Annotated in this window: 10 protein-coding genes and 3 pseudogenes; 11 read left to right on the forward strand and 2 right to left on the reverse strand. The window is 53.6% G+C overall.

The annotated features are described in order from the left end of the window. Positions 1 to 5 precede the first annotated feature (5 nt). Positions 6 to 893, forward strand: coding sequence for a LysR family transcriptional regulator (locus EM595_RS19265; protein WP_034458343.1), 888 nt, complete (start codon positions 6 to 8; stop codon positions 891 to 893). A 267-nt stretch (positions 894 to 1,160) separates the two neighbouring features. Here the strand turns inward: EM595_RS19265 and EM595_RS19270 are convergent, their stop codons facing one another. After that, positions 1,161 to 2,360, reverse strand: coding sequence for an MFS transporter (locus EM595_RS19270; RefSeq protein WP_067436697.1), 1,200 nt, complete (start codon positions 2,358 to 2,360; stop codon positions 1,161 to 1,163). A 171-nt stretch (positions 2,361 to 2,531) separates the two neighbouring features. On the opposite strand from EM595_RS19270, the gene EM595_RS19275 reads away from it, so the two are divergent. The 4 genes and pseudogenes from EM595_RS19275 to EM595_RS19280 all read left to right on the forward strand — a co-directional run bounded on the left by EM595_RS19275 (position 2,532) and on the right by EM595_RS19280 (position 5,401). Continuing rightward, positions 2,532 to 3,152, forward strand: coding sequence for a TetR/AcrR family transcriptional regulator (locus EM595_RS19275; protein ID WP_067436700.1), 621 nt, complete (start codon positions 2,532 to 2,534; stop codon positions 3,150 to 3,152). Positions 3,153 to 3,349: 197 nt separating this feature from the next. Continuing rightward, positions 3,350 to 3,508, forward strand: a pseudogene (locus EM595_RS21420) (oxidoreductase); the annotation flags it as partial. Positions 3,509 to 4,037: 529 nt separating this feature from the next. Then, positions 4,038 to 4,298: pseudogene (locus EM595_RS21565) on the forward strand (M48 family metallopeptidase); the annotation flags it as partial. A 98-nt stretch (positions 4,299 to 4,396) separates the two neighbouring features. Continuing rightward, complete coding sequence (locus EM595_RS19280; RefSeq protein WP_231938741.1) at positions 4,397 to 5,401, forward strand: YiiG family protein; 1,005 nt, start codon at positions 4,397 to 4,399, stop codon at positions 5,399 to 5,401. Positions 5,402 to 5,569: 168 nt separating this feature from the next. Here EM595_RS19280 and EM595_RS19285 read toward each other — a convergent pair. Then, positions 5,570 to 5,897 (reverse strand): annotated as a pseudogene (locus EM595_RS19285) (hypothetical protein). 365 nt (positions 5,898 to 6,262) lie between these two features. Between EM595_RS19285 and EM595_RS19290 the strand changes: the two are divergent. The 6 genes from EM595_RS19290 (at position 6,263) to EM595_RS19315 (ending at position 12,592) form a co-directional block, all read left to right on the forward strand. Beyond that, on the forward strand, positions 6,263 to 7,243 hold the full coding sequence (locus EM595_RS19290) for a TIM barrel protein (RefSeq protein WP_067436706.1): 981 nt from the start codon (positions 6,263 to 6,265) through the stop codon (positions 7,241 to 7,243). A gap of 63 nt (positions 7,244 to 7,306) precedes the next feature. Then, positions 7,307 to 8,347 (forward strand): sugar ABC transporter substrate-binding protein, encoded by a 1,041-nt coding sequence (locus tag EM595_RS19295; RefSeq protein WP_067436709.1) that lies wholly within the window; start codon positions 7,307 to 7,309, stop codon positions 8,345 to 8,347. 16 nt (positions 8,348 to 8,363) lie between these two features. Then, positions 8,364 to 9,863 carry a sugar ABC transporter ATP-binding protein gene (locus EM595_RS19300; RefSeq protein WP_067436710.1) on the forward strand — a complete coding sequence of 500 codons (1,500 nt, stop codon included), beginning with the start codon at positions 8,364 to 8,366 and terminating at the stop codon, positions 9,861 to 9,863. Between the two features lie 34 nt (positions 9,864 to 9,897). Then, entirely contained in the window at positions 9,898 to 10,869 is a 972-nt protein-coding gene (locus EM595_RS19305) for an ABC transporter permease (RefSeq protein WP_067436713.1), read from the forward strand. Then, positions 10,869 to 11,726 carry a MurR/RpiR family transcriptional regulator gene (locus tag EM595_RS19310; protein WP_067436716.1) on the forward strand — a complete coding sequence of 286 codons (858 nt, stop codon included), beginning with the start codon at positions 10,869 to 10,871 and terminating at the stop codon, positions 11,724 to 11,726. The genes EM595_RS19305 and EM595_RS19310 overlap by 1 nt, the downstream gene beginning before the upstream one ends. Positions 11,727 to 11,728: 2 nt before the next feature. Next, positions 11,729 to 12,592 carry a PfkB family carbohydrate kinase gene (locus tag EM595_RS19315; protein WP_067436719.1) on the forward strand — a complete coding sequence of 288 codons (864 nt, stop codon included), beginning with the start codon at positions 11,729 to 11,731 and terminating at the stop codon, positions 12,590 to 12,592. Positions 12,593 to 12,605 lie beyond the last annotated feature (13 nt).

Consider the following 12,605-nt stretch of genomic DNA (forward strand, 5'->3'; position numbering starts at 1 on the left):
TAATAATGAATCATACGGATTTCAATCATCTTGCTGTTTTCATTACGGTAGCGCGTGAAAAAAGCTTCACGCGGGCCGCGGCGCACCTGGGCGTTTCACAATCAGCAATCAGTCATAGCATTCGAGGTCTGGAGGAAAGGCTGGGGATACGTCTTCTGACCCGGACAACCCGGGGGGCAGTGCCAACAGAGGCGGGAGAACGACTGCTTGCCAATCTTGCTCCCTACTATGATGGGATTGAGACCGAGCTTACCTCTTTGGGAGAGCTGCGCGAGAAGCCAGGAGGCATGATACGCATCACCGCTCATGACCATGCGGCAACCACTATACTCTGGCCAAAGCTTTCAACGTTATTGAGGGAGTACCCGGATATCACGCTTGAAATCAACATAGACTATGGATTGATCGACATTGTGACCGGTCGTTTCGATGCGGGAGTCCGTGTCGGGGATCAGATTGCCAAAGATATGATTGCCATGCGTATCTCTCCTGATTTTCGCATGATCGTTGTTGGCTCTCCTGATTACTTTTCCAGACATCCTAAGCCAGAAACGCCACAAGATCTGACTTCACACAACTGCGCAAATTTGCGGCTTTCCACACACGGAGGCCTGTTCGCCTGGGAGTTTGAGAAAGACGGGCAGGAGTTGAAAGTTCAGGTATCCGGCCAGATGATATTCAATACTTCGCCTCAACTGTTATCGGCGGCGCTTGCAGGATACGGGCTGGCGTATGCTCCTGAGGATGTGGTGCAAAAATATATCAGAGAGGGAAAATTAATACCTGTACTTGAGGACTGGTCACCCACATTTCCTGGTTACCATCTTTATTATCCAAGTAGAAGGCAGGCTCTTCCTGCATTCAAGTTGATTTTAAACGCTCTAAGGGTATGAGTTAAGACTCATCCTTAGTGCATGGATAAATTCTGCCAATCATATGTATCGAGCCTTAAGTACAATCCGATTAATACACCTCCTACACTGAGTTTCAGATTGCAGGCTAACATTCCGGGTTCGTAATGTCCGCTATTGGCACTAAGCTGCCCACTAAGTTGGAAAATGTCCGCTGTGAGCGAAAAGCGGAAGTACCCGTCATAAATTACAGTCCCCCCGCTGTATTAAGGCCGGAAATGATTACGGGTATCCAGCCCATTGATTCGTTTATTTATTTCTGGCACCAGGCCTGAAAGCATACGTTTTCCCGATGTAAGCAATGAGAAAGGCGATCGCCATAAAGACCATCAGTGCCCATGGAAAGGATGCCGCACCGGCATTATTGAGCAGCACGCCCCCGACAACGCCGCCGCTGGCGATAGCCAGATTCCATGCGGTCGTTACCATCGCCTGAACAACATCGACATGATTGCCGGCCGCATCAGCGGCGGCTGTCTGCATCTGGGTTGACGCACCACCAAATGACCATCCCCACACGATAACTGCCAGTATGACAATGCTCTGCTCTTGCATGCCCGCAGCCAGCACCACTGCAACAGCAGCCATCGCCGCGAGGCTGAACAGAACGAGTTTACGCAAGTGACGATCAACCAGCGTTCCGGTAATCCAGATGCCGACAAGTGCGGTAAGGCCGAAAACAAGCAGGATGAAGCCGACGCGCGGTGTCAGGCCTGACAACGCCAGGAACGGCCCTATAAACGTATAAAGGATGTTGTGGGCAGTCATCCATAAAAAGATGACCGCCAGAACTGGACGTACGCCGGGCATCATAAAAACATTCCACACGGGCAAGCGCCGCTCAGCCTGTTGTCCCGGCAGATCAGGAACCACCACTAACGTCCAGATAAACAAAATAACCGCCAAGGCTGCCATCAGACCAAACGACACTCGCCACCCCATTATGCCGCCCAGCCATGCTCCTGCCGGAGTGCCCAGTGACAGAGCAACCGGAATGCCGACCATAGCAATTGCAAGTGCGCGGCCCTGTAAATCAGCCGGAACGAGGCGCCGCGCATAGCCAGCCAGTATCCCCCATGCCAAGCCAGCCGCCACGCCGGACATAAAGCGAGCCGCAAGCGTCAGCGAGTAACTGGTCGAAATGGTCGTAATCGTATTGAAAACCACAAAGGTTCCCACCGCCAGCAACAACACCTTTTTACGCGGGCATCCACTGGTAAGCACCGTTAGCGGAATCGCTGCAAGCAGCGATCCCAGCGCATAGATGCTCACCAGTTGACCTGCCATGACCTGTGAAACGCCAAGCCCCTCGCCGATGGCCGGAAGCAGGCCCGCCGGAAGCGTCTCGGTCAAGATGGCGATAAAGCCAGTCATGGCAAACGCCAGCAAGGGCGCCAGAGGCAACCTGCGTGATGTTATGGCGGTCGGAAATTCTGTATTAGCGTGCACGATGAACCCTTTTTAATGTTACTGAAATAGCTGAAAAATTCACAAAATCATTTTGCAAACACATATGTACTAATTGGTATGTATATTAAAAACTATAGATCACCCTGAGGGTTGTCAAGCATATATGTATCGATTAGTATATATGTATGATTTGCCAGAGGAGGAGAGGATATGGCTAAGATGGGACGTCCACGCACATTCGACCGCGACGAAGCAATTCGTCAGGCAATGTACCTTTTTTGGCAGTATGGCTATGAGTCCACTTCGCTTGCCTTGCTCAAAGCAAATCTCGGTAACGGCATAACGGCACCGAGCTTTTATGCGGCATTTGGCTCGAAAGAGGCACTGTTTGAAGAAGTCGTTGATTGCTATTCGTCAACTTATGGTCAGGTTAACGATTGCCTCTGGGACGATAGTCTCAACCCGCGTGAGGCTACTGAACTGGCGTTACGCCGTTCAGCAAAAATGCAGACAGAACAGGGGCATCCAAGCGGCTGTCTTATCGCGTTATCCATTATTACCTGTTCGCCCGGGCACGAGCATATTAGACAGATTCTTGAATCACGACGCACCCGTACCCGCGAAGGATTCCTTAAGTGCGTCCTTAGAGCCATTGATTCGGGCGAACTGGCCGCAGACACCGATGCGCGAGCGCTGGCCATGTATTTGCATTGCTTTGAGATAGGCCTGTCAACTGAAGCGCGTGATGGCGTAACAGGCAAAGAACTTAATGCCTCGGTATCCTTTGCGATGAAGGCCTGGGACGCAAACAGTTTGCTGAGTGATAACTGACGATAAAGAGATGTTATTAATGTCCGCTTTTCGCTCATAACGGACACTCAAGCAGCAATGTCATGGTTGTGTAATGAAACCGAGAACGGATAGTGTTTTTTTACGCAAGGTAATGCTGAGTCCAAAGCCAAATAAAGGGAGTAAGCAGGGGCAGGTTTCAGGGTAAACGTATATTGATCACGGGTGGTACAAGTGGAATAGGGCTGGCAGGCGCTCAGCGTATTGTCACTGGAGGTAGTTACGTAGCTATTACAGCTATTACGGGGCGTAATGAAGAGAGGCTGGAACGTTCACGCAGCATGCTTCCTGTGACATCACTTGTTATGAAAAGCGATGCTGCAGGCGAAACTGACATCCTGCGCTGCAGGAAGCTATTGGTTGGTAAAAGCCGACGGGCCGTCGCCAGGCGGTTTTTTTGCGTTTTTCGCCATGCCTTCGGTAAAACGTTTGGTCAGTCTGATGGCGCCTCCGGCCCTGCTGTTACACCTGGAAACACTCTATATTGCGCTTCGCTGATGCGCTGCCGATACCACATAGAGTGATGAAGGGGAACCGGACGGCCAACACCAGGGCATAACGCGCCGGTTTCCCTGCTACACCAGTGATGCTTGCTTTCCTGGACCGCTAATACAGAGAGTCCGGGCATGTGCCAGGCGGTTTTTTTACGTCCTTCCCCGGGGATTCGGTAAAGCACCAATTCTGCCGGATTGGCCCACTTATCCACCGTTTCTGTGGATAACGCTACATCTTGTGTCTATGCAAACTGCCGGGCAGGCGGATTAACATCAATGAGAGGTTGTTGTTCTGCACCCGTGCCGTCCGAACATCCGGTAAACTCCGGCTGCTGAGGATTTCCCCGAATCATAATTTTCGCCAGCAGAGTTCATTGTGTCGCCGAGAAATGGCGAGGTGCTGGAGGGGAATAACGATAAAAACATCAATCTTATTCGTAAATTCGGCCAGGATAAGCTCTACGTGCAGCATGTGCTGTCGAACCCGCAGGGGAAAAGCGCAGTGAGATTCATCTGCCGGGGCTGAAGAAAGAGATCGAAGCCTTTAAAAAATACCCCTGGCCTGTACTGGCATCGTCATCAAACCGTCCGGGCGTTACTGCCGAAAGAATCCGCGGCGGCGCAGAGCCTGTAACCCGCAACTTATTGCCTCACTTATCTCCGGTGATGAGGGAGGCGACGCGGACATTCATTCCCACTCTGTATTTAAAAAACCTAAACGAAGGAGCGATTGTGTTTAAAAGAGCAAGCAGGACCTTGTTACCCGGGATGCTGGTGAGCGCCCTTGTCCTGCCACTGGCAGCATGCGACAACAGTGACAAAGCAGATGCAAAACCTGCCGCGCAGAGTCAACCCCAGGCCGTTGCAGAGGATAGCGCTGCGCAACTCACCTCAAAATTAAACGCCTATGTGGGATGCTTCAACACTGCCGATGACTCTGTTCGCAACAGTGCTCTGCGCTATGTGAGCTGGATGGCGAATGCGGAAAAGGGCCCAACCGGCAAGGAGCGCAACGTCAATGTGCTGGGCGATGTCACTCCTTACGAACTGGAAACCTGCACCAAGGCCATTAATGAGGCATCAAAGGCCAGTCCAAAATTGCCGGCGCTGGATGCCGCAGCCACACAGTATCTGGCGGATTTAACGACGCTGCAGCCGCTGGTTTCTCAGGCAAGCCGTTATTACAGTCAGGAAGATTACAAGGATGACGGCTTCGCGAAAGGCAAGCAGATGCATCAGCCCCTTATGAAGGCGTTTAACCGCTTTATGAAATCCAGCGACCAGTTTGGTGCCGAAGTGGAAAAAGAAAATAATGCGGTTGTGGCTGCGCAACTCATTGAGATTGAGAAGTCTGAAGGCCGCCATAGTCGCTATTATCGTCTGGCTTTAGTCACTCAGGCCAAACCGCTGGCGACCCTGTTTACTTCCCCCGCGCCCGAGGTGGCCGGCATGACAAAAGCCCTCGATGCTTACAGTGCGTTGCTGGATGAGGCAGAAAAGGCAACGGCCAGCGAAGCGGGCAAGCCATTAACCTGGTCCATCTTCCAGGATAATGCCGGAACCTTCCTGAAAGACTGCAAGGATCGCATGCGTCGGATTCGCGATAAAACACCTTACAGCACGGGTGAGCAGAGTCTGCTTAAGGGAAGCGGCAATTCGGGCTGGATGGTATCGGGTTCACCGATGCGCGTTTTAAAATCCTATAACGAATTGGTTGAGGCCGGTAACCGCCTGTAAGGCTGGATGCCTGCCCCACATGCCTTTAGGGGAAAGCCTGGTCAGTCGGGCTGCTGCGTGCAACCCGACTGACGTTGCCACCTGCCGCGTAAACCCATCTTCTCATCATTGAGCGGTTTCCAGCTGAAGCAATCTGCTAAATCGAGTGTGCCTCTCAATAGTAAAGCGTCAGCGGCCAGCAAATAACGACAAAGGGGAAACTGCCTGCACGTTGTGCTGGAAGACATACGGATCGATAGCAACTCAAATTGCTCGTCGTCCGGATAGGTGACTGCAATCTGGTACTGTTCGCCTGCGAATGCTTTCACTGCCTCGAGATCGTTCCAGTAAGTTGCCAGGAAGAAATGTTCCCATTCACCCTGCGTCTCACGGCGTACATATGCCCCCAGGTTCCCGGGTGTCGCCTCTGCATGTTCAACGCCGGTTTTTGCCGATGGTTTGCAAAGCCCTCTGCATGCCTGAACGGTACACATCCGTGCCATGCTGTGACAGTAATCTCTATATCCTCATGTTTTAAAAGCATTTTAACCATAACATGGCATGTAAGTAAGTGTGCTTCGTGAACGCATTGTTATGTTGAAGGTGAAGGTAATAATCAGTGATTATTAGCGAAATTTCTGCTCCTCGCTCGCAGCACAAACGCATCGGCTACCACCCCCGCGCACCTGTTAAAACTCTCCTCAAACTGCAACCAAACACGCCTGCTTATCCCTTTTCACATCCGTGAACCGCGTCTCAAAATCGATCAATTGCCATTAATACCCCTTGTTTATTATTTTTGTGGGCGTATAAATTACACAACTTCACAATAAATCGTGAACAAGAAAAGTACATCACAACTTACAGATAAGGGCTTGCCTCATGTCGGAACTGAAATTTGCTACGCGTCTGAATTCCTTTGCCTCGGGGGCAAACCTCTACTGGCCTGAACTCCAGGGCAAGCCCTCGGTGTTGCAGATGATCGCCCGCGCCGGAACGGTTAACGGCCTGACCCATCTTGATCTCAACTATCCGCAGCACATGGTCAGCGACATCCCTACCATGCGGCAGGCGATTGCTGATGCAGGCCTTGCGGTCAACGGTATGCAGATGCGCTGGGATGCGCCGCAGTTCAAAATCGGCGCCTTTACCCATCCCGATGCGAAGATCCGCCGTGAAGCAATTGAGCTGACCAAGCGCGGCATCGATGCAGGGCGCGAGTTTGATTCCCGTCTGATGACGCTGTGGATGGGCCAGGATGGTTTTGATTACTGCTTCCAGGCCGACTACAAAAAAATCTGGGAAGACGCGGTCAGCGCGGTACGGGAAATCGCTGAGTATGCGCCCGATGTGGACATCAGCATTGAATACAAACCCAACGAGCCGCGCGCCTACAGCATTTTCCCTAACGTCACCACCTGCCTGCTGGCGGTCGAAGAGGCGGGCAGCCCTAACCTCGGCATTACCCTCGACTTTGCCCATGTATTGTTTGCCAACGAAATCCCGGCCTTTGCCGCCGCAATGGTCGCGCGTCGCTCACGGCTGATGGGCCTCGATTTAAACGACGGCTGGGGTAAACGTGACGATGGCCTGATGGTCGGTTCAGTGAACCCGCGCGCCACGCTGGAATTCCTCTGGCAGATGCAGCGTGATGGTTATCAGGGCGCGTACTACTTTGACACCTTCCCGGATGCCAGCGGCCTCGATCCGGTTCGCGAAGCGGAGCTGAATATCATCACCGTGAAACGTCTGCTGAAGCTCTGTGATCAACTGGAAGGTAACGCTGAGCTGACCGACGCGATTAGTCGTCAGGATGCGGTAAGTTCTCAGCAGATCGTCAACGATATTATGCTGGCCAGATAACAACAGCGGTTGCAAAAACCCGATAAAAATGACCTCACAAGACGAGAATAAAAGGCGAATAAAATGAAAAAATTGCTTCTCTCTGTACTCGCATCATCCCTGCTTTGCACCAGCGTTTACGCCGCGGAACTCGCACCACTGAAATCTGATACCGAACCGGATCGCACCGACTGGACCCAGCTCGACAGCAAATATGGCCCGCTGCCGAAAGCGGACAGCAAGCTAAAAATTGGCGGCGTGTCTAAAACCCTGACCAATGAATACTGGCGTTCACTGGGCGAAGGTTATCAAAACGTCGCCAAAAAATACGGGTTTAGCGTGGCCTATCAGGCAGCGGCTAACGAAGACGATCAGCTGGGCCAATTGTCGATTGCCGAAACCATGATTTCTCAGGGCTTCAACGGCCTGCTGGTCTCGCCGCAAACCGACATCAACCTTGAACCGGCGCTGGAAAGTGCCAACAGCAAAAAAATCCCGGTGGTGAACGTCAATGATGCGGTCATGCCGAACGCGCAGTACTACGTCGGCAACGTGCAGAAAGACAACGGCGTGCGCGTGGCGAAGTGGTTTATTCAGCACCATCCGCAGGGCGGTAAAGTGGCGGTAATCGAAGGCCAGCCGGGCGTTTACGCTGCGGGTCAACGTACCAGCGGCTTTAAAGAGACGCTGCAGGCCAACGGCAAGTTCGCCATTGTTGCCAGCGTGCCGGCTAACTGGAGTCGCGAGCAGGCGTTTAATGCCGCCTCAACCATTTTGCAGCAGCACCCTGACCTGATCGGTTTTTATGCCAACAACGACACCATGGCGCTCGGCGTAGTGGAAGCGGTGCGCGCACAGAACAAATCGGCCCAGACCGCGGTATTTGGCACCGACGGTATTTCCGATGCATACGCGTCAATCAAGCGCGGCGAGCTGACCGGTACGGTCGACAGCTTCCCGGTGCTGACCGGTGAAGTGGCGATGGATGTGATGATTCGCCTGATCAACGGCCAAAAGCTGTCACGCGTGATCTCCACGCCGCAGGCGCTGATCACCAAAGAGAACGCCGACGCCTTCTCAACCAAAGACAATGCCAAATTGCGTCAGCTTCTGGCTCAACAATAAGTTCGGCGGAGAGCGTATGGAACAGTATCGTCTGATGATGCGCGGCATCAGTAAAACCTACGGCAGCGCCGCTGCTTTACAGGATGTTGATTTTTTCGTGAAGCCCGGTGAAGTTCACGCGCTAATCGGTGAGAACGGCGCCGGAAAATCGACGCTGCTGAATATTCTGTCCGGCGTGCGGCCAGCCGATGGCGGCGAGATCAGCGTTAACGGCGTGCTGGTGCAGATGAAAAATCCGCTCAGTGCCCGTCACGCGGGTATCGCGATGATTCATCAGGAGTTGCAGCATGTTCCTGAGCTCTCCGTGGCGCAAAATATGTTTCTAGGCCGCCCGCTAACGAAGGCCCGCGGAATGTGGGTGGATAAGCGGGCGCAACTGGAGCGCGCCAGGCTGCTCCTCAAGCAGCTCGATCCCAGCATCGATCCCAATGAGCCGATTAAAAATCTCAAGGTGTCGCAGCAGCAGATCGTGGAGATTGCACGCGCGCTGCTTGATGACGCGAAAATCATCGCTATGGATGAGCCGACTTCCAGCCTGACGCCGCGCGAGTTTGATCGCCTGGCTGAGCTGATTGGTGATTTGAAATCGATGGGCGTGTCGCTGATTTACGTGTCGCACAAAATGAATGAAATATTTCGGGTGTGCGACCGGGCGACCATCATGCGTGATGGCCGGCAGGTTGGCGTGGTGAATATTGCCGACGAAGATGAAGAGAGCATCGTCGCCAAAATGGTCGGCCGTAAGATCGACAAGCTCGACCACAACTCCTGGGCCACCGATCGTGAGGTGCTGCGGGTGGAAAATCTGGCGCGCGGTAGCGACGTGTTGCCCGCCAGTTTTAGCGTGCGGGCAGGGGAAGTGCTCGGCATCGCCGGACTGGTAGGCGCCGGACGTACGGAACTGCTGAAGCTGATTGCCGGGATCGACAAGCGCAGCAGCGGCACCGTGCTGGTGAATGGGACGGCGGTGCGTAATCACAACGTCAGCGCAGCGATCCGTGCTGGCATTGGTCTGGTGCCGGAAGACCGCAAGAAAGAGGGCATCATCAAAGAGCGCGCGGTGAAAATGAACATGGCGCTGCCGTCGATGCGCAATTTCACCCTTGGCGGGCTGCTGCGTAAAGAGAAGCTTAATCGTGTGGCGCATGAGGTGATGAGCGAATTAAAGCTGCGTCCGCTGGATATCGAAAAAACCATCGGCACGTTGAGCGGCGGTAATCAGCAAAAGGTGATTATTGGTCGCTGGGTCGCCGCTGATGCGCAGGTGTTTTTATTTGATGAGCCGACCCGGGGAATTGATATTGGCGCCAAGTCGGAAATTTATAACCTGATAGAGAAATTAGCGCAGGCGGGCAAAGCGATAGTGGTGGTCTCTTCCGAAATGACCGAAATCATGCGTATTTCCGATCGCGTGTTGGTGATGCGGGAAGGGAAAATTACCAAAGAGCTGAGCGGCAGCGCCATCACTGAAGAAAATATCGCCCGTTTCGCCATTAAAGATGTCGAGACTGCCTAACCTGTTCACCTGCTTTTATGTAAAGGCCAACATAATGATGACTCAAACTCCGGTCCGTTCAGGATTGCACGCTTCGTCGGCATTTAAATTCAATGTGCGCGATGCGGGAACACTCATTGGATTATTAATTATTATTGTGACCTTCTCATTTTTGTCACCGGTATTTTTTACCCTGCCAAATTTGTTGAACGTACTGCAACAATCCTCAATTAATGCGCTGATTGCTCTCGGCATGACGCTGGTGATTATTTCCGGCGGTATCGATTTGTCGGTCGGCCCCACAGCCGCGCTCTCGGCGGTGCTCGGCGCCACGCTGATGGTTTCTGGCGTGCCGGTGCCGATTGCGGTGCTGGCAACGCTGGGCGTGGGCGCAGCCTGCGGCGTCTTCAGCGGTTCGCTGATCGCCTATGCTGGCCTGCAGCCGTTTATCGTTACGCTTGGCGGACTCTCACTGTTTCGCGCCATCGCGCTGATCTACACCGGCGGCAATCCGATATTTGGTATCCCAATGGAATTTCGCAGCATCATCAACAGCACGCTGTTTGGCGTACCCACGCCGATCATTATCGTGGCGGTGATTGCGCTAGTGCTGTGGACAGTAATGAACAAAACGCCGCTGGGCGAATATATTCTGGCGATTGGCGGGAATGAAGAAGCGGCGCGCGTGGCGGGAGTGCCAGTGAAGCGCACCAAGGTCACGGTCTATGTGATCTCCGGTACGCTGGCATCGCTGGCGTCGCTGATTCTGATTGGTCGCCTTGGCGCGGCGGAGCCGACCATCGGCAACCTGTGGGAGCTGGACGCGATTGCCGCGGCGGCGATCGGCGGTGCTTCGCTGATGGGCGGTAAAGGCAGCGTGTTTGGCACCATTATCGGCGTCATTATTCTCGGCGCATTACGTAACGGATTGACGCTGCTAAATATTCAGGCCTTTTACCAATTGCTCGCTACCGGCCTTATTATTATCATAGCGATGTTGATTGACCGAGCGACCCGAGGCAAGTAATGAAGCAAGATCCGCGAGCCATTGGTGCTCAGATTCGCATGCGTTTGCCACAACTGACGCCGTTAGAACGCAAGGTAATCGATGCCATTACCGCCCGCACCGACATGACCGAGCAAACCTCGTTAAAAGAGATTGCGCAGGAAAATAATGTCTCCGAGGCGATGATCGTTAAAATTACCAAGAAATTAAACTTTACCGGTTACCGCCATTTCAGAAGCAACCTGGTTTATTACAACCAGTCTGAAGTTGCGGGTTTGCATGCGGAAATTGAGCCCGATGATTCATCGGAACAGCTGCTTTCAAAAGTATTCAGAACCTCGATTCAGGCAATTGAAGAAACACTGTCAATTCTTGATGTGTCTGAATTTAACCGTGCGGCCGACATTATATTTAAAGCGCGTCATATCGATTTATATGCGGTGGGCGGTTCCGCCACCGTGGCCCGCGATTTATCGCACAAGATGCTGAAGATTGGCATTAAATCCACGGCCTATGATGACGCGCACATTATGTTGATGTCGGCGGCGGTGCTCTCTGATGATGACGTGGTGATTGCCATTTCTCATTCAGGCGCCACGCGGGCGGTGCACGATCCGGTGAAGCTGGCGGTGCGTAACGGCGCCAAAGTGATTGTCATTACCAACTATGCCGAATCGCCGATTGCGCACAGTGCGCATGTGGTACTCAATTCAACCTCTCAGGGATCGCATCTGCTCGGGGAAAACGCCGCCTCACGCATTGCCCAGCTAAATATTCTGGACGCACTGTTTGTGGCCATCGCCAAGAAAGATCTGAAGCGGGCGGAAAAGAACCTGATGAAAACCCAGCATGCGGTTCAGGACCTTCGGGAATTCTAGCCATGAGTAAAATCGCAGTAACCGGCAGCCTGCATTACGACATTATGCTGGACGCGCATCACCGCCCGGAAAAGGGCGAAACGGTGATGGGCACGGCGTGTAGCTATAAGTTTGGTGGCAAAGGCGGCAATCAGGCGATAGCCGCGGCGCTGGCCGGTGCCAGCGTGCGGTTTGCCGGTGCGGTAGGCGACGACGAGCAGGGTCGGTTTCTGCTTAACCGCCTGCAGGGCGCAGACGTCGATACGTCAGCGGTGCAGATCGTCGCGGGCATGCCCAGCGGCATGAGCGTGGCGATCACCGACAGCGAAGGTGATTACGGCGCGGTGGTGGTGTCCAACGCTAACCAGCATATTTCGCCAGAAACCTTTGCTCAGCCCGCGTTCTGGCAGGATGTCAGCCTGCTCATTTTGCAGAACGAAGTGCCGGAAGCGATTAATCAACAGGCCGCTATAGCCGCTCACGAACGAGGCGTTACGGTAAGTCTCAACGCGGCGCCTGCGCGTCCGTTAAGCGCTGCGCTGGAAGCGATTATTGATGTGCTGATCGTTAACGCTATTGAAGCGCGTGATATGTCCGGCATCACGGTGAGCGATCTTGCCTCGGCCCAGACGGCGGCCGAACAGCTGACGCAGCGCTTTTCGCAGGTGGTGGTCACCGCCGGTGAACATGGCGTGGCATGGTGCGAGCAGGGGCAGGGCAGCCAGGCGCTGGCCGCGAAGAAGATTACGCTGGTGAGCACGCACGGCGCCGGAGACTGTTTTACCGGCGTGCTGTGCACCGCACTGGCCGGGCAACGCTCCCTTACGGAAGCCGTGATGCTGGCAAATGACGCCGCGGCGCAGCATGTTTCGCGCCAGTCGACATAAGCAAAAAAAACGA

The organism is Duffyella gerundensis, assembly GCF_001517405.1.
Taxonomy (GTDB): domain Bacteria; phylum Pseudomonadota; class Gammaproteobacteria; order Enterobacterales; family Enterobacteriaceae; genus Duffyella; species Duffyella gerundensis.

What these genes read in the sequence shown, in the direction of transcription:
- EM595_RS19265 (WP_034458343.1), top strand. Translation starts at nt 6, where the DNA reads ATGAATCATACGGATTTCAATCATCTTGCTGTTTTCATTACGGTAGCG.
- EM595_RS19275 (WP_067436700.1), top strand. Translation starts at nt 2,532, where the DNA reads ATGGCTAAGATGGGACGTCCACGCACATTCGACCGCGACGAAGCAATT.
- EM595_RS19290 (WP_067436706.1), top strand. Translation starts at nt 6,263, where the DNA reads ATGTCGGAACTGAAATTTGCTACGCGTCTGAATTCCTTTGCCTCGGGG.
- EM595_RS19295 (WP_067436709.1), top strand. Translation starts at nt 7,307, where the DNA reads ATGAAAAAATTGCTTCTCTCTGTACTCGCATCATCCCTGCTTTGCACC.
- EM595_RS19300 (WP_067436710.1), top strand. Translation starts at nt 8,364, where the DNA reads ATGGAACAGTATCGTCTGATGATGCGCGGCATCAGTAAAACCTACGGC.
- EM595_RS19305 (WP_067436713.1), top strand. Translation starts at nt 9,898, where the DNA reads ATGATGACTCAAACTCCGGTCCGTTCAGGATTGCACGCTTCGTCGGCA.
- EM595_RS19310 (WP_067436716.1), top strand. Translation starts at nt 10,869, where the DNA reads ATGAAGCAAGATCCGCGAGCCATTGGTGCTCAGATTCGCATGCGTTTG.
- EM595_RS19315 (WP_067436719.1), top strand. Translation starts at nt 11,729, where the DNA reads ATGAGTAAAATCGCAGTAACCGGCAGCCTGCATTACGACATTATGCTG.